An 18,448-nucleotide genomic window follows, 5' to 3' on the forward strand; every position below is an offset into this window, starting at 1 on the left:
GCGATCAGAAGATGCGATTGATTCCGAGAAGCTCGGCGGCCTCGATCAACGGCGCAGTGTGTTTGCCGATCGAGTCCGATGTGGGCGCGACGACGTCGACGCCTGTTCCGTCGTCGGTCTTCCGCATCCACACGGCCCAGTTCTGTATGCCGGTGCCTTTCTTCGACGGGTAGGCGATGCCGACAGGTCGGGACCCGTCGTCGAGCGTGATCTGCTCGCGGATGCGGGATGCGATCGCCGTCGTCAGCCGCCAGAGGCGGAGTAAGTCAGCGCCGCAACCTCTTTCAAGAGCCGGTGTCCGCGAGGACATCTCCAGGATCCACGCCGCTCTGCAGCGCCAGATACACCAAATCCTCCAGCATGGGAGCGCCTGCCGGGCGGACACATAGCAGCGTCTCCCGCAGGATCATCAGCGAGAACGCCGCCTCGTACGCCTGCTGCAGCCGACGATCCACACCAGGTGCGCCAACGCCGATACTGCGCCCAGCCACCGCTGCGTTCATCGTCGCCATGCCAGCCGCATGCTCGAACTCCAACCACTGCTGATCCGTCAAATCGCCCGCGATGAACCCCTTCACCATCGCCTCGTCGATCGACTCGACGACCTCAGTCGGCGTCTTCGCGATGATCCGGTCCGCCAACGCCAGCCCGGCCACCTGCCGCCGGTCATCCGCGACCGCTGGCACCAGACGCGCATAATCCGGCCACGTCGCCGCCAACCGCGAACGACCACCCTTCACCGCCTCTGGCGCCGAACGACCCGCCGGACGCCCGACATGCGCGAACACAGGACCCACCGGCCGGGCATCGTCGGAAACCGACGTCGCCACCGCCCGCCACTTCAACTCCGGCGCCACAGCCTCCGCATACGCGTTCAGCGTCTCGACCGGACGACTATGCCCCACAAACCGCTCATCCCAACCGGCAGGCCCGAGAGGATCGACCCGCGCGATCGACACCGACACAGGAACCCGCGCCGTCGGTGGCAGATACGAACGCCCGTCTGTCGACACCAACACCACATGCCGGCCGTTCTCATGCTCGAACACACCCACGGCGTACTCGGTATAGAACTCCGCCGTCGACACCAACAGCGCATTCACCACCGACTTCGCCAGCTCAAGATCAGGATTCGACGCGCTAGGTCCGGCACCGTAGTAGCCGCCCGCACTGGCAGCACCGCCAGTGCCGACGACACCCGCAGGAGATACGCCACCAGGACCTGAACCAGTACCCGAGCCGGAACCGCTGCCACCACTCACAGGACCAGCCCCCTGACCGCTCCCCGCAGCGCCGGACGGTGCCGAACCGGCCCCGCCGGTCTGCGGAGGTGCGGCCGAGCCGGGAGGTGCCAAGCCGCCCGGAGCGACACCCGCAGCCCCCGAACCCGCAACCATAGGCATCGGCCCAGCTACCCCACTCCCCGAACCCGCAGCCGCACCAGGGCCAGCCGACCCCGGTGAACCGGCCGCCGCCGACGCCGCCGCCGAATGCTCCACACTACCCGAGGCTCCACCCGTCACAGCAGGTACAGCGCCCGACACGCCACCACCCGCAGACGGCCTACCCGCGCCTGCCGACGCCCCACCAGGAGCCGTCGACACACCGCCACCAGAACCCGGACGTGCACCCCCAGAGCCCAACGACACCGCGCCCGCGCCGCCACCCGCCGCCGACTCAGCAGACGCCAACCCACGCGAAAACGCCGCACCAAGCCCCGGAGCCGACGCCGCCGACCCGCCACCTGCCCCAGACCCACCAGCGCCGCCACCCGCCGCTGGAGACGACCCCGAGCCAGCACCCACGACCCCGCCGCCGCTATCCAGCCCAGACGACGACGGCACCTGACCTACCGGACTACCGCTACCGGTATCGCTCAGACCAGACAGTCCAGACGCCGGAGACGAGCCACTCCCCAACGAGGGCAAAGAGGGCGCCGACGTCGAAGGCGCAGATGGCGCCGAACTAGAAGGTGCGGACACGGCCCCCAACCCCGAACCGCTGTCGCTACCAACATCGGACGGGTCGGCTGCACCACGACCCGGTACGTCCTTTCCCCACCCAGTGCTTGTGCCGGACTCGCGCACTGGATCAGAGCCTGAGGTGTGATCGCTGCGCCCGAACTGTGCGCCCTTCGCGGGCTCCGTCGTTGTCGATGCTTTGTCGCGTCCGAACTGCGTCGATGCGGCAGAACCCATATCGGTCGCGCCGGTGGGCGATTGGGCACCAGAGGCGGAGTGATCTTTGCCGAATCCTGCGGCGGCGTTCATTGCGTTCGTGCCTCCGCCAACGAGCTGATCCTTGCTCGCGGGCCCTCCTGCGCTCGGACTTGACGACGGTCCCCCCGCGCTCGCTACTTGCGGGATGCTGGGCGGAGGCGGAGGAGTGAAAGCACTCGCCTGGGACCCACCAGCGACGTCGATAGCGGCGATGTCGGACATGGCGGCGAAGAATATGGCGTTAAACGTTGCTTGGAGCGCTGCGATTTCCGCGGTCTTCTGCTCAGCTGAGAGGCTCGGGTTCTGGCCGACTGCCGTGGCGGCTTTGTTGCACTCCTCAAGCTTGGCGTTTGCGTCGACGGCCAGGGCTCCAATCTCATTCTTAATACCTTCGATGAGCTTGGCGAGCTGGCCGCTAATCTGCGCGCGTCGATCCAGCCACGAGGCCACGTCGTTGTTGATCGCATCGGCCAGCCGACGTTTCGAGTCAAGCGAGGCGGTGATCCACTGCCCGGCTGGGTTGGAGGCTTCGACCTGTGCGACCTGGCGGCGTAGGTCTGACGCAGAGTCGCGGGCACCCTGAGCGTTGCGCTCTTCGGACAGTTGTATAGCGGACAGCACGTCCTCGCCGTCGATGGCCGGCCAGTGTGTGCCGATCAGGTCTTTCACGTACTTGCCAGGAGGTGGCGCCTGCCCCATCCGGGTATCTCCTTTACTTGCAGGCCGCAGTAATTTGATCGCTAGCGGCCTGCTGGGCATCGCCGCCCGCCGTACCAGCCTGAAGATTCGCGATAGCGTATTTGCGGTAGCCGTCCAGTACGCCTTGGGGGGCGTTCGGATGCAGTGCCGCAGCAATCTCAAGTGTGGAGTAAATCGTGAGATACCGTTGGGGGTTATTCTGCTTTTCAGCCCGACCCGCCGCCGTGACTGCTGCGATGGTGTTGAACAGGTCGCCTGTGCATAGCGCAGCTTTAGCTTGCTGCGGAGTTTCGTTCACGTAGGGAGAGATAATGCCGGTTGGAGTCGATGGCATCGAAGGTGGACTGAACTCGATCGATGATGGTGCCGCGGCCGAAGCCGATGGAGTGTTTCGCCCGGTGATCGCGAGGATCAATGCAGCAATCGACAGGATCACCGCGACACCGACACCGGCGGCGACCGCCGGACCTCGCCACGACGAGCCAGGGCGCTGCGGGAAGTGACCGGGACCGGGAGCCTGTGGTGGCTGCATCAAAGGCGGCGGGCTGCCAGGCGACTGCTGGCTGGTGGGATCAGGGTAGCTCACGCTGGCGCAACCTTCGACAGCGTGACGCCGTTGCGTGCATCGTCCGACTCAGAAGAAGCCGAACTCGTCTGATCTGCGCCGCTGAGAGAACCCACCGCAGACTCCACTTCGCTGTGAACGGTCGCGAGTGATGCGCTATTGCTCGCGGTCACCGCCGCGATCGAGCCGTCGACCACAGCGGTCCCTCCTGGATACTCCGGGGGCGGGGTAACACTGAAAGTTACTGGCGTCGCCGCAGCGGCGACGGCATCTGTGTCAACCTGGTAGTCCATACGCTCAGCCTTCCGCGCTACCTTTTGCGTCTTCTTCCAGTGAGCTGGCCGCGCTGAAGAGCCTGCCCACCTGTGCGATCGCCGCCTCGTCGACTAGCGAAGATCCACCTAGGTATGGGATCGGGGCGGTCAGGGTAAACGGCGCAGGTGCAGCGGTGTCAACTTGGCATCTCGTCGTGCCGCTCTTCGAGTCGTCCTCGTCCGGGAGCTGCAGGTGATCCATGTCTGTTAGTCCATCACACCACCGCGAGGAGCCGCCACAGTTCGTCGCGAGGAGGCATCGGCAAGTCGGTTTCGGATCGAGGCCTAATGCTGTTTGCGGAGTTCAGCGACGGCCATCGCCCTCGTGGTCACGCGATGGTTCTGGATGCGAAACGTCCTCGGGTCGTCGGTTGCGTAACCGTACCGCCACAGCGCGCCATCGAACCGGACGATGCCGACGACGATGTCCCCGGTCCGGATGTATTCGCCTCCGGCGAACTCGCCGGTCAGGTTGTCGTCGCATGAACACCTGGCCGGGATCGTGTCGACGAGCGTCCAGCCAGCAAGCGTTCGGCGGTATAGGTCGATCGTCGATCCGGCTGCCAGGTTCGCGCGCGCATCGATGACAGCCGCCATCACCTCCAAGCGGTCGTCGCCGCTCACGATCTCGGCGCCGACGTCGACGGAACCGACGGTCCGGGTGGCCGCAACCCACCGCGGCTTGCGCCGGTGTGCGCGCAATCCAATATCCCGTCGGCTCTGTCCCCGGACTGTGCGAGCGTCGCCAGGTCCTCCCGCAGTCTCGGCGGCGGCATGAGCCGCTTTATCCACCGCGGCGGCTGCGCGGTCCGGGCCGATTCCACGCCACAGATCTTCGAGACTCCAGCCCTCGGGCAGACAGCCACTGATGCGGCGTTGGATCGTTCCGTCGGGAAGCTGCTCAAGCTCGCTGTCGGCGGTTCCGCCATGTGCCCGGATGGTCTCCTCGAGATCGTCGAACCTTCGCTCCTCCACGTGCTCGTCGAGGTCGGTGATGGCCTGGCGGACCTCGTGAAACTCGGGAGGCGGAGCGAAGCTGTGCGGCGGCGGTGTTGTCAGCACTGCAGTGACCATCGAGTCGAGCTTCTGCGTCAGACCAGCGCATGCAGCGCGCGCTGCGACTTGGTGCAGTGCCAGAGCGAACGTTCCTCCCAACTCGTCGGAGCCGGGCTCCGGTTCGGTCGCGTAGTCCATGGCAGCCCTGACGTCAGCGACGTTGATCACAACTGCGTCGCGGTATCGGCGCAGTTCCTCGTCTGTGGTCCGGCTAGGGTCTGATGGCTCATGAGCGAATAACTCGGTGAGTGCAGCTTCTGCGCGTCTGCGAGCCATTAAGACGGCCTCGATGGTCACTGGTGCCTCCCTTGTCGTGGTGCCCGTCCCGTCGTAATGGAACCACGTGGGCGTGGCGATTCCGCCGGTCGCCAACACGACTTTGCGACTAATTTCCGCCCGACCCGCTCTCACCACGGCGGTACTCCAACAGCACCGGGGGAGTGATGTCATCGGCGCCGAGCAACTCCGGCAACTGCACAGGCGGATCCCCGGGTACATGCGGCCACAGATCCGTCGACCCCGGCACCGACAGCCAGCCTCCAAGCGCTGTTCGACGCCCGCCTGTGCACCCGTAACCCCGCCGACTTCCGCGGTCTCGAGGACCTGGTGGACGTCGTCACGGTCTGACCCGGTTGCCTCGCCTGCACTCAAGTACGTACAATTTCATGTACGTGATGAGTGAGTGGGAGAGGGGACTCCGTTGAAGACTATGAGCTACTCCGAGTCTCGCGCGAAGTACGCGGAGACGCTGGACGCCGTGACCGACGACCGCGAGGAGGTCGTCATCACCCGAGCCGGGCACGAACCCGTGGTGATCGTCTCCCTTGACGACTACCAGTCCTTGAAGGAGACCGCCTACCTGCTGCGGAGCCCGGAGAACGCGCGGCGTCTGATCGGCGCGATCGAACGGCTCGAGGCAGGCGGTGGCGACGAGCACGGACTCGTCGACGGATGACGCTCGTCTGGGACTCGCTCGCCTGGAACGACTACGTCCGCTGGCAGAGGGAGGACCGGAAGATCCTCAAACGGATCAACATGCTGATCAGGGACATCGACAGGAACGGCAACGAGGGGATAGGCAAACCCGAACCGCTCAAGCACGGATTCCAGGGGTACTGGTCGCGGCGGATCACCGACGAGCACAGACTGGTCTACAAGATCGTCGACGGCGAGATCCGCATCGCCGCGTGCCGGTACCACTACGGCCGCGACTAGCCCGTGCCGACGTGCCGGACATCCTCGACGAAGTCGAGGATCGTGAGGCCGAGATCGATGCGAATCTACTGGCGATGCTCGATGGGCTCGACCTCTGACATCGCCCTCGGCTCAACACCCTGTGCCGGGATCGATTCAGGTGATGGCGAAGTTTCATTCCCGGGTTTACCCCTGATCGCGGACAGGAGCGCGGCGCCGGGATTCGGTCCGCGGCCACGGTTACCGCGCCGCATGTATTCAGGCGTCGGCGCTAGAATCTTGGGGTTTCTTAGATACCACTGCGGAGTAGGCATAGCTCAAGGTTACCGACCTGCCCAGGGCGTGACCCGGACGTTTAGCGCCTCGAACTCGGTGAGCGTGGCGATTCCGCCGGTCGCTGACACGAATTTGCGACTAATTTCCGCCCCGTCCGCTCTCACCACGGCGGTACTCCAACAGCACCGGGGGAGTGATGTCGTCGGCGCCGAGCAACTCCGGCAACTGCACAGGCGGGTCCTCGGGTACATGCGGCCACAGATCCGTCGACCCCGGCACCGACAGCCAGCCCTCCAACACCCCATAGATCCCGGCCGCGAAGAACATCGCCGGCAACTGCACCAGTAGATACACGCCGACAGGCGACATCCCCGAGCCCACCAGTAGCAGGATCGGCAGCCCGACCGCGACGGCCGACCACACCAACGCCGTGATCGGATACGACACGATCCGACGTGGGATCTGCGACACCAACCCTTTGTGCAGGCAGTATCCCGCGAGCCAGCCGATCGGGGCGGCACACAAACACATCAGCACCGCGGCGCCCTCGACAGTCAGTGCAGGCGCCGGCCCGGTGCGTGCCCAGATCGGCTGGATCACCGTGTCCTCATGCGGGTTGGGGCGCGCCCCGGTCTGCTCCCGCACCCGGCGCCGGATCTGTCGCGCCAGCAGCTCCGCTCTGCGGGTCTGGATTCTCGACCACCCCTGATGGTCGGCGATCCACGCCCGCCGCTCGTCGTCGAACACGTCCCGCACCATGTCCGTTACACCGCCGACGCGGCGAGATCGTCGATCTCGTCTGCGGTCAATGTGTGCACATCGCTCACCATCAGCCGCGCCGACACCGCCTGCAACATCGCCTCGCCGAGGTCGCGGCGCGCGATCTGCTCGACCGCGCGCACCGCACCGGGCAGCACATGACGCGCGTGCAGCATCCGTACCACGTCCAGCGGAGGTTCCTCGCCGCTGCGCACCAACGGAGCCATCTCCCGGTTGCGGATCTTCCCGGCATTGGCCACGACCCTGCGGATGAACCGCGCGTTGTTCAGGTGGTCGATGCCGCGCTCTTCCACCGTATTACCGTCCGGGCCGGTCTCGCTGTACGCGAAGTCGTACACGGTCGAGCACACCTGCTGCAGCATCCACGCCGCCTGGTCGGTGAGCTTGTCCCGCTTCGCGCTCGATTCCGCCATCACCGAGGCGATCTTCACCAGCGCATCAGGAGGGTAACTGTCGAATCGGATGCGGATCGCGAAACGCCCTCGCAGGCCACGGTTCTGCCGCAGCACGTCCTCGACCTGATCGGTGTAACCGGCACCGATCACAAGCATTTCGTTGCGATGGTCCTCCATCCACTTCAGCAGCGCGGAGATCATCGCGTTGCCGTACGCGTCCTCGTCCCCGGAGTACCCCCGCTGATGCAGGTCGTGGAACTCATCGACGAACGCGGTGCCCGGAGTCGCCTCCTCAAGCATCTCCTTCGTCGACACCGTCGCATCACCCATGTACCTGCCCTCCAACTTCGTTCGAGAGGTCTCGACGAAGTTGTCCACAGGGACCAGGCCCATGCCGAAGAACTTCTTGTGCAGAACGCGTGCGATCTCGGTCTTGCCTACCCCCGCAGGCCCTTCCAACAAGATGTGCATCGAGTCGTCGTCACCGGACGCCTCACCTCGATCCAGCCGGTACTTGAGAACCACCAGATCATCCTCGAGCTCGGCGATCTGGTCTTTGACCGTGTCCATCCCATGTAAGCGGGCCAGCATCTCGTCCGCTTCGAGCAACGCTGCCGCGCGCGCATCCTGGGTCTCTGCGGCGTTCAGATCCGCCGACGAAGGTTGTGTCGACGGATCCCAGTAGTCGGTGCGCGCGGCGATCGCCTCGACTGTCACCACGGGAATGCCGATAGTGACGTCCTTACGGGCCTCCCACGCGGAAGTGAACTCGGGGAAGACCGACAGAAGTTCGTCGAGAGCCGCGGTTGCATCGTCGGCACGGTCCATGTGCCGCAAGGACAACGCCTTCCAGTACGTCGCGTCGCCCCACGGCTGCGACCGGGGTTCTGTGTGCTCGGCCTCGTTCACGGCGCGGTCGAACAGGCCGAGCCGTGCGGCCGCCTCCGCGCACTGTGCCGACGCCGCTGACTGGAGCAGTGTTACCGCGCGGCCCTCGGAGAGGATCGGGCAGCGCGAATACACCGACAGAGCGTCCGCCCACCGTTGGGTCTCGATCCACACTTGCGCCGCCGCCATCGCGAGCTGCGGGTGCTCGATCTGCATCGGCAATGCGGCGAGTGCATCTCGGGCCGCGTCGAAGCTCCGGTGCTGCACCAGGTCGCAGATCCACGCCGCCGCCACGTCGTCGGCCGAGTGCACCGGCGCGTTCAGGTATGGCGTGAGCCCGAACGTCACATTCAACACGCCGAGACCACCGTCGACCATGCGGGCGAGGGCGGCACCAGCGCGGTCGCGGTGTTCTGCCGCACGCGCCAACGCATATGAGCGCTGCCGTGGGTCGACAGTCGACAGTGCCAGCCACGCGTCGGCCATCGTCGGGTCCAGCTCCACGGCTTGCTGCAGGACCTGGGCGGCCGTGTTCTGACGCGTGTGTTGTCGTGTCGTGCCGCCGCTCCACAGCTCGTCCAGCGCTGCACGGAAGCACTCGTATGCGTCGACCATTCTTCTCACCTCGTTGCAGGGGCCAGGTGCTGTAGGAACTTCGGTTCCGCGCGGGAGACACGGATGCCGAGAGCCGATTCGAATCGGCTGGTCACGAACCGTATCGTGCGGTCGTCGATTTGGCTGATGGCGATGTCCGCGTCCCGCTCGTCGAGGGTGCGGCAGAGCACCAGCAGCGTCGAACCGGCTGTCGTCGGCGGCGATACCGTCGAATCCCCGAGATCATCGACGATCATCGACACCGAATGCGAGGTGCTGGCGTCCGCCAACATCACCACGCCGCGATGCAGGATAGGTCGCCACATCTGCGGGCGGTCCGTGAAGATAGCGACAGTGTCCCCGGTCGCTGCCGCGCGGCCGACGATCTGTACTGCGACGTAGTCCGCGGAAAACACCTTCACCGTCGTCGCCGACAACCGGTCCGACAGTGGCACGGTGACCGGGTAACCCGTTCCGGAGATACCGAGGATCTGCCCGTCTGCGCCGGGAATCATGCGCAGCGCAGCCAATTCCGTCGGTGTCTTGCGCGCGGTACGCATCCGGTACCGCAACGCCGCCCGACCCAACGGTGTCGTCGCGAAGAAGGCGTCCCGGGCGCGTCCGTGCACCGGCAGAAGGTTCAACAGCGGTGGATGCGCCAGCGGCCCCTCCGTGTGCATCCGCACCAGGGCCCCGGCGCGGACGCCTCCATGGCCGTCCGGTGACAGCCTGACCGTCACGACCGTCAGTCGGGTTCGCGTCGCCCACAGCGCCGACAGCGTCGTATTCGTGATCGCCGCCGCCGGCACCTCGTACAGGTTGACGTAGTCGCCGTCGGTCGGCGCAATACCGCGCCAGGTCTCCTCGACGGTGCCGGGGGACTGATGGTGCAACAGCACCGTCGTCGACCGCGCCAGCTCCTGTGCCCGCAGACTCACCGCGCGGCAACCGGTCTCCTCGATCGCGATGCGGATCCGCTCCGTCGCGGCCGCGGCCGCGAGCTCGACACTTGCCCGCCATGACAATGCCGCGGCGCACCGCTGAGGGTTCAGACGCGCAACAACCATCGTCGATCGCTGTCCCATCGCCGGGCGGTCGCCCACGATCGCGTCGTACGCCCTCGCGTAGTCCGTCCCGGCTACCCGGCGGCCCGACGTCACAAGGTCGAGAGCCTCGTACACCAGGCCATGCTGGCGGACCAACCCGGCGATCGCCGGCACCGGCACCACCGACTCCGACACTCCCGCCGAGCCCATGAGCACCGTCGGTGTGTGCGCGGTCCCGAACAGTTCCACCACAGACACCAGGCACTCACCGTCCCAGCGCAATCCGACGGTTCCGACACCCGGGACCTCCACGTCGAACGGCTCGGACCGGTCCCGGTTGTCCTGCGGATCCTCCGAGTCCCTCGACTGCCCGTCCCGGCGGCGCAGCCTGTGCCATCGGTAGCGGACGGCCCGCCCGAACCAGACCGGGGAGGTCGCCTGGTCGAACGCCACGAAGGCCACCAGCAGAGCCACTGCGGCCACTACCGCCGCGATCAGCACCGACCAGTGGAACGCGATCGCTGCTGCCAGGACCAGGACCTCGACCGGGATCAGATACCGCAGATACGGCTGCACACTCAGCCGTGACCACACGGTCGGCGGCTTCACAGCCGCCAGCGAACGCTCCTCGTCGTCAGTGTCAGGAGCGGCGTGCGCAGGCGCGGTGGTCATCGGCGGCCTTTCCGGCGACGGTTGAGGATGGAGACGGCGATACCGGCGGCCAGCCCCACTCCGGCCACGACCGCGGTGCCGATGACGGCCGTGTAGAACGGCCTCCGATCCGGTGGCGGTGGGGGAGGAGGCAGCACGAGCGGCCGGCTCAGATGCTCGACCGGCTTGGGGTCACCGGTCGGCACGTCGAAGGTCGCAGCGGCGATCGGATCGATCACCCCGTACCCGATCTCGTTGTCGACGCCGCCCGCAGGATTGTGGGCGGTTTGCGTGATCCGCAGAGCGATCTGGTGTGCGGTCAGGCTGGGGAATCGGCTGCGCAGCACCGCAGCCAAACCGGTCACCTCGGCCGCAGAAAAACTCGTCCCGAACAGCGGCTGCCACTTCTGGTCGCTGCCCATGGCCTCATTGACCACATGCCCGCTCGCGCCGACCGCAGCCACCGTGTTCGGGGTCGCCGGCGCCGCCACCGACACCCACGGGCCAGCCGCGGTGACCTTCGTGGCCGGAACTCCCTTCGTGTCGACGGTCCCGACCGAGAGCACGTAGTCGGAGAACCACGACGGGGTGCTCACTGTGCTCACTCCACCCCAGTTACGGGCATCCTTCGGTGTGGTGGGGTCGATGTCGGGGTTCGCGGCGCAGTTGTTCTCGTCGATGTTGCCCGCCGCGGCGATGACGAGCGCGTCCTTGACTACCGACGCCCACCGCACCGCCGCACCGAGTGCACGCTGATCGACCGGCTTGTTCACCGGTGTGCACGCGACGACGCTGATATTGATGACCTTCGCCCCGCGCGCGGCCGCGTGCACTACCGCCCGGGCTAACGATGCGACGTCACCAGCGCGTGAATCGCTGCTATCACCGTTGACCGGCTGGTAGGCGCCCGAGCTCTGGCGGATCGAGATCAGGTTCGCGTCCGGGGCGATGCCCACCACCCCGTCCGACGACGAGGGTGCGGCGTTGATGATCGAGGCAACGATGCTGCCGTGCGCGTCGCAGTCGGCCAGGCCGTCGCCGTCGGCGACGTAGTCGCCTCCGGCCGACAGATGCGGGAAGCGGGAGTTTTTGTTCACTCCGGTGTCGATCATCGCGACGGTCACACCGGAGCCACGGCCGGCGACCTTCCACAGCTGCGGGAGCCGCATGAAGGCCTGCGCTGGCGGGACCGACGCCGGGTCGCTCTTCGGAGCCAGCCGCAGGGGAGTGCACACCGATCGCTTCTGCATCGGCTGCTCAGGTGCCGGTGTCGAGTCGTGGGGCGTGGCCTGGGGGTCGACGATCGGCGGCGCGATCGCCGCCGCGGGACCGGCTCCTACAGCGATCACCGCCACCGCGACCACGGTCACCGCCGCGGCGCGCCGCCCGGCCGCGGGCATCTAGTGCCACCTCGCGAAGTGGATCGCGCCGAACAACCACAACGCCAGCGGGAACAGTGGGCCGATCATCAGCCAGCCGAGCAGCCCGATCCGGTACCGCAGCGGGGACGAGAACACCCGGACCGGAACGATCACCGTGGCCAGCAGGCCGAGCAGTGCCACACCGAGGACCGTCGCCGCGCAGATCGCACCCGCTGCCGCCGAGTGCCACGTGAACGCCATGCGTGCCGCGGCTCCCGACAGCGCGGCCACGGCCGAGACCACCAGCCAGATCGCCTGCCACCGGTTCGCGAAACTCCGGCCCCGAAGGATGAATACCCCGGCTATCAGCGCCACATACAGGACCCGCAGCACAAAGAACGGCTTATCGGGTGACACCACGATCGGTGCGGCTGAGATGACCGCCAGCCCTGCCGCGGTCACCAGTGCCGACGCCCAGGCTGTGCCGGTCTCCGATATCTGTAGCAGTCGCGCCGGCGACGGCGGCTCCCAGCCGGACTCGGTGGCCGTCATCGCCTCATCCGCGAGGTCGGTGGCGCTGTCGAACACCAATCCTCCGGTCACGGTAGGGAACGGAGGCAACAGCGCTGCGATACGGGCGATCCGTGCCCCGATGTGCGGTGCCACCGCCGGACTGGCCAGCAGTACTGCGGCCAGCATCGTTCCGATCGCGATCTGATCGACCGACCATCCCACGAGCAGCCGCAGAGCGCCGACCACGGCGACACCCAGGGCGGCCACCAGGGCAGTAGGCCAGGCTAGGCGCGGTGGCGCGCCGAGCTGGACGATCACCGCCGCGGCCACCGCGGTCGCGACGGACGCGAGCAATATGTGCGCCGCACCGGGGGTCGATGGCACGACGAAGAAACCTACGGCGCCCGTGCAGATCACGGCCGACGCCACCGTGCCGGCCGTCGCTGCGGGCCGCTTCCACAGCAGCGACGTCACTGCCGCTGTCGAGAACAGCACGACCGCGGCCACGGCGAACACGATCGCCGTGGCCGGGTTCCAACCGTTCCCTGCCGTGTGCCGCCAGCCCAGGTAGGCCACCCCCACCGAGGCGGCGGCGGTACCCGCCAGCAGCGCACCGCCGGTGACCACGGCCGCCTCCTCGGTGATCGTCGGGAACCGCTTCTCCGACACCTCGGCCAAAGCCGTCGAGATCTCCTCGGTGATCAGCTGCAGCGTCCTGGGCGCGGGGACGGCGGTCAGCACGAGCAGATCGCCGTCCGTCAATGATTCGCCGACGGTGCGGGAGCCGTCCAGGACCGTGCCGTCCACCCGGCGCAGCACTATCGCGCCTTTCAGATGAGGGATCTCGTGACCGCGAGAGCGGTACAGGTCCGTCAGCAGCGGAACCAGCTTGTGTGCAGTTTCCGCCACCGATGCCGCTGACGGCAGTAGGACGTCGGCCTTCTCCGACCCGAAGATCACCGCTGCGCGTGTCGCGTCCGGGGCCGCCATCCGGTCGGGCTCCGCAGCCCCCGGATCGGTCTGCGGGTCGACGCTCATCGCGCGGCCCCCGCATCGAAGTGGCCCGCCTGGTCGGACGAGGTCGAGAACAGCTCGGCCAAGGATGCGGCGATCTCCGTGAACGCCAGCTGCGAGGCCCGGGACGTCCGGTCCAGATCGAGGGCGCCGGCGGTGGCGATGTGTTTGTCGTAGCCGATCGCCCGCACCGTGTGCACCATCCCGCGGAACTTGCTCTCGAGCTTCTTGCGGGCGGTCTTGTCGCGCGCGTCGTAGATGTCCGACAGCACCACGATCGCGTTGCGGATCAGCTTGTCGTAGCCGCGGCTTTCGAGGAAGTCCAGGGTGTTACCGGCACCCAGTGTGGAGTCCGCGCGTAACGCGGCGGCTATCACCACTGCGTCCGACGCCTTCACCGCCTCCTCGACCAGCGGTGAACGTAGATCGTTCGTGCAGTCGATCAGGATGATGTCGTACCAGCGGCGGGCGAATTCCAGCAGTGCATGCAACTCGCCCGGGGTCATGCCCGCTACCGACTCGTCCGCGGAGTTCTCGCCGCCGAGCACGTTCAGTCGTTCCCTGGTGAAGCCGACGTAGTTCCCGAGGTCGGTCGCCGCCTGTACCGACGACTTCTGCTCCCGCGCCAGCAGCTCCCGGAAACCCTGCGGAGGCGGGTTCAGGACACGTTCCCCGAGGTTGCCGAACGCGATGTCGGCGTCGATCGCCAATACTCGGGGAGCGCGCCGGTACTTTGCGAAGGCTGATCCGATCCCGAGTGTCACGGACGTCTTCGTCGACGCTCCCTTGTGGTTGAGGACCGCGCACACGAACGGGTTGCGGACCGGGAACTGGATCCGCTCGATCTGCGCGTTCTCGAGACGTTCGACCGCCGAGGGCCCGATCATCCGCAGTCCCATGCCGTGTAGCGCGCGGCGCCAGCCATATCGCGGTGCGATGCGCGGCGGCTCGGCGGTCCCGAAGTCTTGATGCCCTAGACGATCCCTATACCGCGACCCCGCGCTTTCGACCGGTCTCGGTTGCGCGGCTGCCAGCATGCCGCCGACACCGGGGTCTGCTGGCCTCGCGGTACCAGGAGCCCACCCCTGCTGCTGGTTGGGAGGCGCGAATCCGCCCGGTACCTGCTGTGGGCCGGGGGGTTGCATACGTGTCGTCGGCGCGTTGCCGGGCGCGTATCCCCGGCCACCGGGCGTCGGGCCCGGATGTGCTGAACTCTGTGGCGGAGCGGCCGGCGGCTGCGAGGGATCGGCGTAAGGCGCCGGTCCGGGTGCGGGCACCTGTCCCGTGGGGTCCTCATCCGGCGCGCGTCGGGCAGGCATCGCATGCCGCGGAGCCTCGTCACTCCCAGCGGATGGGTCGTTCGGGTCGTCGGGCCTGTTGAACATGCCACCGTAGATGTCGCTCACGCCCTTGAAACTAACAGGGGGCTACCGGGGCCGACCACACTTGTGCGGCATGCTCTTCTAGTTTCCTTCCCCCAGGTCACACCCCGAATTCCGGCGCTTTGGACGTCCGGTCAGAGCAGCCTCGGGCTGAACCAGCGTGTGCGTGGAGGCATCTGCGTCTCGACACCGCACACGGCTTCGACGATCTTCGCCGTGGTCCCGGACTGGATCTGGATCCAGTCCTCGCCGTCACCGCTGCCTGCCAATGGGCCCATCACCAGTCGTCCGTTCTCGGTGTCGGTCACAGCCGCACCGACCGGATGCACGTCCGGTTCACCGTCGGCATAGGTGACCAGGACGAACGAGGTCTCCCGTGTCGGAGAGTCGACCGCGTCTGCAAGCAGCGTCGCCTGCTCCGCCTTCACGCCCGCCCGTTCCAGATGCCGCCGCGGAGTGGTCTCGGGGTCGGCGATCATCGCCGAGATCACCGTTTCGAGCGCGCGGGCCGGCATCGCTACCGGCGTGGTGACAGCCGGTTCCGCGGCCGGGAGGATCGACTGGGCGCACTCGGCGACCTCCGAGAACGACGTCATCGCGGGCAGGGGGTAGACGCACAAGTCATCACCTACACGGACGGCCGCCACCTGTTCCGCGCCGGACCGTACGATCGACGCTCGCATCTTCACCGGCCCATCGACCCGGATCGCCAGTTCGATCTCCGGATGGCCGAGCATCCGCAGCCAGTGTTCGACGTCGGGGTGTATCTCATCCGCTCCGGACAGCACGCCGGCGTCTCGGAGCGTCTGCACCCCCGGGTGCGTCGTTGCCGCGTCGGTCCCGCCGGCGGTGATGTAGGGCAGCAGTGCCAGGTTGATCGGCAGTTGCCCGATCCCGAGCAACCCTTGCAGGATCCACATGCCCTCGCACGTGATGTCCAGTGAGCGGACCATGGTCGTCTGGCCTTCCGTGAATCGCTATGGGGGAGCGGGAGGTAGAAAGACGAACGACCGGGAACCTACCCGTGTATCGGGCATGTGGCTCCCGGCCGGTTCGGCTCGCCTCGCGAGGTGGTTTACAGGTGGTACATGCCCGACAGGCCCTGGTCGTTTTCCACCGTGCCCTGGTGCACGGCGCCGATCGCCTGCTGCACCCCCTGGAAGGTCTCCGCCAGGTTGGAGTAGAAGGCGTGGCCGTGCATACCCAGTTCGGTAGCCTGCTCGATGGTCATGCCCCTGTTCGCGCCGGAGTCGGCGTGGATCTGCTGCATGAACCGGTCCCTGTGCTCGTTCATCACGCCGACGATCGTCCCCACGCTGTGGTTGGCGTCGTCCATGATCCCGTAGTTGGCGCTGATCACTGACATGTCTCGTACGTCCTTTCAGACTCTGTGGCTCTGTGGGTGGGCTGCTACGCGTTCACGTACTTGTGAAAGAGCGCTGCGTGGCTCGCGTCCGCCGTGGCGTTCTGGTGCACTTCCGTCATCTTGTGCCCGGCTGCCGTGTTGAACAGCTCGCCGCACTGACGCTGCAGAGTGTTCACCCGCTCCGACAGTGCATTGAACGCCACGGTGTGCTTACCGTCCTGGGTCATGTACTGATCGAGAGTGTTCTGCATCCAGGAGATGCACTGCTGCGCCGCGGCGTGCATATCCGTGTAGTTCTGGTGCGACTGCAGAGTGTTCTCTGCGTCGTGCCGGAACTGGCCGGCGCCGCCGCCACCGGGGGTATCTGACATGGTGTTCTCCTTCGATCAAACTCGGATCATCTTCGGTTTCTCGTCCTTCGTCCCCGGGGAACGAGGCCTGACCAGCACCTATTCCGTCTACATAACGGTGCTGGGGTCAATGTAGAACCTCCTCCCCCTGTCGCGCCACACTTCCCGTCGTCACAGGTGACGGGAACGTCGTAGGCGTGAACGAAGTGGTAGGGGAGGGCTCCTCGACTGTGCGTGCCCCGGTGATCATGGGGATGTACGCGGCCGACGACAGGCGCACCGGAGCAGTCTTCCCCGAGCGATCGGAACCGTCGCGACCGCGGCCGGCGGCACCGGCACCCATCGGGACTGCGCCTGTCGTGCCGCCGCCGGTCGTGGGCCGTCCCTCCGCGGTGCGCGCGGAGGCCAGCTTCGAGGTCGTCGGCGGGGGCGCGGTGATCGCACCCGAGGACGACAGCTGCGCCGCGGCCGCACCGGATGCCCCCGAAGGCAGACGCAGTGCGGGGGCACCGCCTGCCCCGACCCCAGCACCCGCACCCGACAGGGATGCCCCGACCGCCGGGGCACCGGCGCCGGCACCCGAGGAACCGAGCGCGGACAGCGCACCGGGACCGACCCCGAGGTCCGCGCCGTTGAGGTGCCCGAACTGGGACGCGAGCGACTGCGGCCCCGACATCAACGACGAGGACATCTCCATCGGCAGCTGTGCCAGCTGCATCGGGGCTTGCAAGACTTGCATCGGAGCCGACAACATCCCCATCGGCGCGGACGCCATCGAGGGCAGGATCCCGGCAGCCTCCCCGGCCATCGACATGGGGTTTCCCGCACCCGACGCGAGACTCGCCGCCTTCGGCGCCGCGTGGTTGGCCACCGTGCTCTTCGCCGCGCCTTCTGCAGGTGCGGCCGCCTCGGCGGGATTGGTCATCGGCGGGGCGGGCGGTACCGGAGAGGAGGCGATGGACCCGAGAGTGCCTGCTGCCATGGTGTTGTAGGTCATCATGTTCGCCGCGGACGGCACCCACATCCGGCCGGTGTACACCGCGTCGTTCGCCATGATTGCCGGCGTAAGGAAGCCCAGGAAGTTGTGCGCGACCAGATTCGACTCGGTCGTGCGGTTCGCCGCCACCTCGGCCGGTGTCGGCGTCGCGGCACGCAGCGCCTCCCATGTCGTCCCCAGACCTGTCAGCGCACCGCCGTGCGCCTGCATCAACCCACCCGCGACGGCGTACCACGCGGCGCGTCCCAGCGCCGGTGGCACCGTCGCGCTTCCCGCGACGCTCTGCCACGCGGCCTGCACCGCGCCGGTGTTCACACCCATGTCGGCGGCCAGGCCTTCATAACCTGCGCCGGTCGCGATCAGCCCCGCCGCTGTCTTCAGCAGCGTTCCCGCGCCGGTGCCGTTCCAGAACGCCGCGGAGTTCCGCTCCGGCGGGTAGGCGAACCAGGGCTCGAACACGGGTTACGCGAGGCCCGCGCTGGCCAGCAGGATCGCTTCGTTCGCCGCGTCCGACGCCTCGTACGCCGACCCGGACGTCGCATGGGTGGCGCCGTAGGCGAACTTGTCGATGACTGCGGGCTGCGCGATCCCCTCCAGCTCCGCATGGTAGGCCGCCATCGAGGCCGACAGGAACGCCGACACCGAGTCCAGCCCCGGTGGGGTGGTCGCGGCGCCGAGGGCGGTCTGCGCGGATGTGATCGATTCCAGCGTGCCTGCGCCGGCTGCCATATTTCCGGCAGACGAGTACAGGGCTTCGGGCTCAACGAACATTGACATCCTCCGTACGG

17 protein-coding genes are annotated in these 18,448 nt (G+C 67.1%); 2 read left to right on the forward strand and 15 right to left on the reverse strand.

Annotation, left to right across the window (positions count from 1 at the left end; all coding sequences use genetic code 11):
* Positions 1–4: 4 nt before the first annotated feature.
* From P0W64_RS16465 to P0W64_RS16480, 4 genes are all read right to left on the reverse strand, one after another.
* On the reverse strand, positions 5–310 hold the full coding sequence (locus P0W64_RS16465) for a hypothetical protein (protein WP_275481242.1): 306 nt from the start codon (positions 308–310) through the stop codon (positions 5–7).
* Positions 285–1,262 (reverse strand): hypothetical protein, encoded by a 978-nt coding sequence (locus P0W64_RS16470; RefSeq protein ID WP_275481243.1) that lies wholly within the window; start codon positions 1,260–1,262, stop codon positions 285–287. Before P0W64_RS16470 ends, P0W64_RS16465 begins: the two co-directional genes overlap by 26 nt.
* Before the next feature lie 1,669 nt (positions 1,263–2,931).
* On the reverse strand, positions 2,932–3,504 hold the full coding sequence (locus P0W64_RS16475) for a hypothetical protein (protein WP_275481244.1): 573 nt from the start codon (positions 3,502–3,504) through the stop codon (positions 2,932–2,934).
* A gap of 578 nt (positions 3,505–4,082) precedes the next feature.
* A complete protein-coding gene (locus P0W64_RS16480) occupies positions 4,083–5,021 on the reverse strand; it encodes a hypothetical protein (protein ID WP_275481245.1) in 939 nt (312 codons plus the stop codon).
* Between the two features lie 532 nt (positions 5,022–5,553).
* On the opposite strand from P0W64_RS16480, the gene P0W64_RS16485 reads away from it, so the two are divergent.
* Together P0W64_RS16485 and P0W64_RS16490 are read left to right on the forward strand one after the other, a co-directional pair.
* On the forward strand, positions 5,554–5,808 hold the full coding sequence (locus P0W64_RS16485) for a type II toxin-antitoxin system prevent-host-death family antitoxin (protein WP_275481246.1): 255 nt from the start codon (positions 5,554–5,556) through the stop codon (positions 5,806–5,808).
* On the forward strand, positions 5,805–6,068 hold the full coding sequence (locus tag P0W64_RS16490; protein ID WP_275481247.1) for a Txe/YoeB family addiction module toxin: 264 nt from the start codon (positions 5,805–5,807) through the stop codon (positions 6,066–6,068). Before P0W64_RS16485 ends, P0W64_RS16490 begins: the two co-directional genes overlap by 4 nt.
* A 393-nt stretch (positions 6,069–6,461) precedes the next feature.
* On the opposite strand, the gene P0W64_RS16495 is transcribed toward P0W64_RS16490, so the two are convergent.
* The 11 genes from P0W64_RS16495 to P0W64_RS16545 form a co-directional block, all read right to left on the reverse strand.
* On the reverse strand, positions 6,462–7,070 hold the full coding sequence (locus P0W64_RS16495; RefSeq protein ID WP_275481248.1) for a hypothetical protein: 609 nt from the start codon (positions 7,068–7,070) through the stop codon (positions 6,462–6,464).
* Positions 7,071–7,087: 17 nt separating this feature from the next.
* Positions 7,088–9,001: an AAA family ATPase gene (locus tag P0W64_RS16500; RefSeq protein ID WP_275481249.1), complete on the reverse strand. Its 1,914-nt coding sequence runs from the start codon at positions 8,999–9,001 to the stop codon at positions 7,088–7,090.
* A gap of 5 nt (positions 9,002–9,006) precedes the next feature.
* The gene (eccE, locus tag P0W64_RS16505) at positions 9,007–10,698 is read right to left on the reverse strand and encodes a type VII secretion protein EccE (RefSeq protein ID WP_275481250.1); all 1,692 of its coding nucleotides are present in this window, start codon (positions 10,696–10,698) and stop codon (positions 9,007–9,009) included.
* On the reverse strand, positions 10,695–12,077 hold the full coding sequence (gene mycP, locus P0W64_RS16510; RefSeq protein ID WP_275481251.1) for a type VII secretion-associated serine protease mycosin: 1,383 nt from the start codon (positions 12,075–12,077) through the stop codon (positions 10,695–10,697). The genes eccE and mycP overlap by 4 nt, the downstream gene beginning before the upstream one ends.
* Positions 12,078–13,589 carry a type VII secretion integral membrane protein EccD gene (gene eccD, locus P0W64_RS16515; RefSeq protein WP_275481252.1) on the reverse strand — a complete coding sequence of 504 codons (1,512 nt, stop codon included), beginning with the start codon at positions 13,587–13,589 and terminating at the stop codon, positions 12,078–12,080.
* Entirely contained in the window at positions 13,586–14,464 is an 879-nt protein-coding gene (locus tag P0W64_RS16520) for a MinD/ParA family protein (protein ID WP_275481253.1), read from the reverse strand. Before P0W64_RS16520 ends, eccD begins: the two co-directional genes overlap by 4 nt.
* A 617-nt stretch (positions 14,465–15,081) precedes the next feature.
* Positions 15,082–15,900: an ESX secretion-associated protein EspG gene (locus P0W64_RS16525; protein ID WP_275481254.1), complete on the reverse strand. Its 819-nt coding sequence runs from the start codon at positions 15,898–15,900 to the stop codon at positions 15,082–15,084.
* 122 nt (positions 15,901–16,022) lie between these two features.
* On the reverse strand, positions 16,023–16,313 hold the full coding sequence (locus tag P0W64_RS16530) for a hypothetical protein (protein ID WP_275481255.1): 291 nt from the start codon (positions 16,311–16,313) through the stop codon (positions 16,023–16,025).
* A 44-nt stretch (positions 16,314–16,357) separates the two neighbouring features.
* Positions 16,358–16,684, reverse strand: coding sequence for a hypothetical protein (locus tag P0W64_RS16535; RefSeq protein WP_275481256.1), 327 nt, complete (start codon positions 16,682–16,684; stop codon positions 16,358–16,360).
* A 106-nt stretch (positions 16,685–16,790) separates the two neighbouring features.
* A complete protein-coding gene (locus tag P0W64_RS16540) occupies positions 16,791–18,119 on the reverse strand; it encodes a PPE family protein (RefSeq protein ID WP_275481257.1) in 1,329 nt (442 codons plus the stop codon).
* Positions 18,120–18,122: 3 nt separating this feature from the next.
* Positions 18,123–18,437: a PE domain-containing protein gene (locus P0W64_RS16545; RefSeq protein WP_275481258.1), complete on the reverse strand. Its 315-nt coding sequence runs from the start codon at positions 18,435–18,437 to the stop codon at positions 18,123–18,125.
* Positions 18,438–18,448: the final 11 nt, after the last annotated feature.

This window comes from Tsukamurella sp. 8F (assembly GCF_029167375.1).
GTDB lineage: Bacteria > Actinomycetota > Actinomycetes > Mycobacteriales > Mycobacteriaceae > Tsukamurella.

Bases quoted from the DNA above. Each gene is read 5' to 3' on its own strand.
- P0W64_RS16465 (WP_275481242.1), bottom strand. From the start codon at position 310: ATGTCCTCGCGGACACCGGCTCTTGAAAGAGGTTGCGGCGCTGACTTA.
- P0W64_RS16490 (WP_275481247.1), top strand. From the start codon at position 5,805: ATGACGCTCGTCTGGGACTCGCTCGCCTGGAACGACTACGTCCGCTGG.
- P0W64_RS16500 (WP_275481249.1), bottom strand. From the start codon at position 9,001: ATGGTCGACGCATACGAGTGCTTCCGTGCAGCGCTGGACGAGCTGTGG.
- eccE (WP_275481250.1), bottom strand. From the start codon at position 10,698: ATGACCACCGCGCCTGCGCACGCCGCTCCTGACACTGACGACGAGGAG.
- mycP (WP_275481251.1), bottom strand. From the start codon at position 12,077: ATGCCCGCGGCCGGGCGGCGCGCCGCGGCGGTGACCGTGGTCGCGGTG.
- eccD (WP_275481252.1), bottom strand. From the start codon at position 13,589: ATGAGCGTCGACCCGCAGACCGATCCGGGGGCTGCGGAGCCCGACCGG.
- P0W64_RS16520 (WP_275481253.1), bottom strand. From the start codon at position 14,464: ATGGGACTGCGGATGATCGGGCCCTCGGCGGTCGAACGTCTCGAGAAC.
- P0W64_RS16525 (WP_275481254.1), bottom strand. From the start codon at position 15,900: ATGGTCCGCTCACTGGACATCACGTGCGAGGGCATGTGGATCCTGCAA.
- P0W64_RS16530 (WP_275481255.1), bottom strand. From the start codon at position 16,313: ATGTCAGTGATCAGCGCCAACTACGGGATCATGGACGACGCCAACCAC.
- P0W64_RS16535 (WP_275481256.1), bottom strand. From the start codon at position 16,684: ATGTCAGATACCCCCGGTGGCGGCGGCGCCGGCCAGTTCCGGCACGAC.
- P0W64_RS16545 (WP_275481258.1), bottom strand. From the start codon at position 18,437: ATGTCAATGTTCGTTGAGCCCGAAGCCCTGTACTCGTCTGCCGGAAAT.